This window comes from Gordonia aquimaris (genome assembly GCF_026262595.1).
GTDB lineage: Bacteria > Actinomycetota > Actinomycetes > Mycobacteriales > Mycobacteriaceae > Gordonia > Gordonia tangerina.
This window is the reverse complement of the sequence record NZ_JAPKFM010000071.1, coordinates 1-1,427: the sequence shown is the minus strand read 5'-3', so window position 1 is coordinate 1,427 and position 1,427 is coordinate 1. Positions and strand designations below refer to the sequence as shown.

The following is a 1,427-nucleotide window of genomic DNA, read 5'->3' as shown; positions in this document are numbered from 1 at the left end:
GCGGCTTGACTCACGTAATCTGCCCGCGAAACGCCCTCGGTGCCTCACATAGGTTTGCCCGCGAAATGGTGATCGTCGGGGGATGGGAAGTGGGTTGTCGATGCGGTCTCGGGCCGAGGTGACCAGCAGGTTCGCGCGGGAGTATGTGAAGGCGTCGAAGAAGGACCGGGGCCGGATCCTCGATCAGGTGGTGGAGGTGACCGGTTGGTCGCGCGACAACGCGCGGCGGCGGTTGACTGCTGCCGCGCGGCTGTCGCCGGGCACGGGGCACGCGGTGGCGGTGCGTGAGCGCACCCCGCGCTCGCCGAAGTACTCCTACGACGCGTTGAAGGTGTTGCAGAAGGTGTGGGCGGCCTCGGGTGGGCAGTGCGGCAAGTACCTCGTGGTATCGATGCGCGTGCAGCTCGATGCGCTGGAGCGGCACGGCGAACTTGTTGCCGGAGTGGACCGTTACAGCGCGAGTGTGCGTGCGGAGTTGTTGTCGATGTCGGCGGCGACCATCGACCGCTACCTGCGAACCGCCAAGGCCAAAGACCAGATATCGGGTGTGTCCACGACCAAACCGTCTGTGTTGCTGCGCAATTCGATCACCGTCCGCAAGGCTGGTGATGAGGTGGAGGCCGAGGCCGGGTTCTTCGAGGGCGACACGGTCGCCCATTGCGGCCCGACCCTCAAAGGCGAGTTCGTGCGGACGTTGAACCTGACCGATGTGCACACCGGGTGGGTGTTCACCCGCAGCATCCGCAACAACGCGCACACCCATATCCTCACCGGACTCAAGACTGCTGTTGAGGAAATCCCTTTTGGGGTAACAGGTTTGGACTTCGACAACGGTAGCGAGTTCCTCAACCATCCGGTGATCGAGTGGGCCGGCGGCCAAGGCATCTACTTCACCCGGTCACGGCCGTACAAGAAGAACGATCAGGCCACCATTGAATCCAAGAACAACCACCTCGTGCGCAAGTACGCGTTCTACTGGCGCTATGACACCGACACTGAACGGGCCGCGCTCAACCGGCTGTGGCGGCTGGTCAACGACCGGCTCAACTACCTGACCCCGACCATCAAACCCGTCGGATTCGCCTCCACCGCCAACGGCCGCCGCCGCCGGGTCTATGACGCCCCGGCTACCCCGTTCGACCGCCTCCTGGCTGCTGACGTGCTCAGCGCGGCCCAGCGCGCCGAGCTGTGCGCCTACCGCGACTCGCTCAACCCCGCCCAGATCGGTCGCGACATCGCCGCACTTCAAGACCAACTTCTCCTGCTGGCCAAAGACAAAACCGAGCAGCTCCACCTCGCGCAGTTCCCCTCCGCACTACCCGATGTTCGCAAGGGTGTTCGAGTACCAGCCGGCTGACAGCTTTCGCGGGCATTCCTATCTGAGGCATGAGTCGGATTTCGCGGGCAGTTTGACGTGAGGCACTACG

1 protein-coding gene is annotated in these 1,427 nt (G+C 63.8%); it reads left to right on the top strand.

What is annotated here, in order from left to right; genetic code table 11:
* Positions 1-82: 82 nt before the first annotated feature.
* Positions 83-1,357 carry a DDE-type integrase/transposase/recombinase gene (locus OSB52_RS24600; protein ID WP_014928888.1) on the top strand — a complete coding sequence of 425 codons (1,275 nt, stop codon included), beginning with the start codon at positions 83-85 and terminating at the stop codon, positions 1,355-1,357.
* The last annotated feature ends 70 nt before the right edge of the window (positions 1,358-1,427 follow it).

What these genes read in the sequence shown, in the direction of transcription:
- OSB52_RS24600 (WP_014928888.1), top strand. Translation starts at nt 83, where the DNA reads ATGGGAAGTGGGTTGTCGATGCGGTCTCGGGCCGAGGTGACCAGCAGG.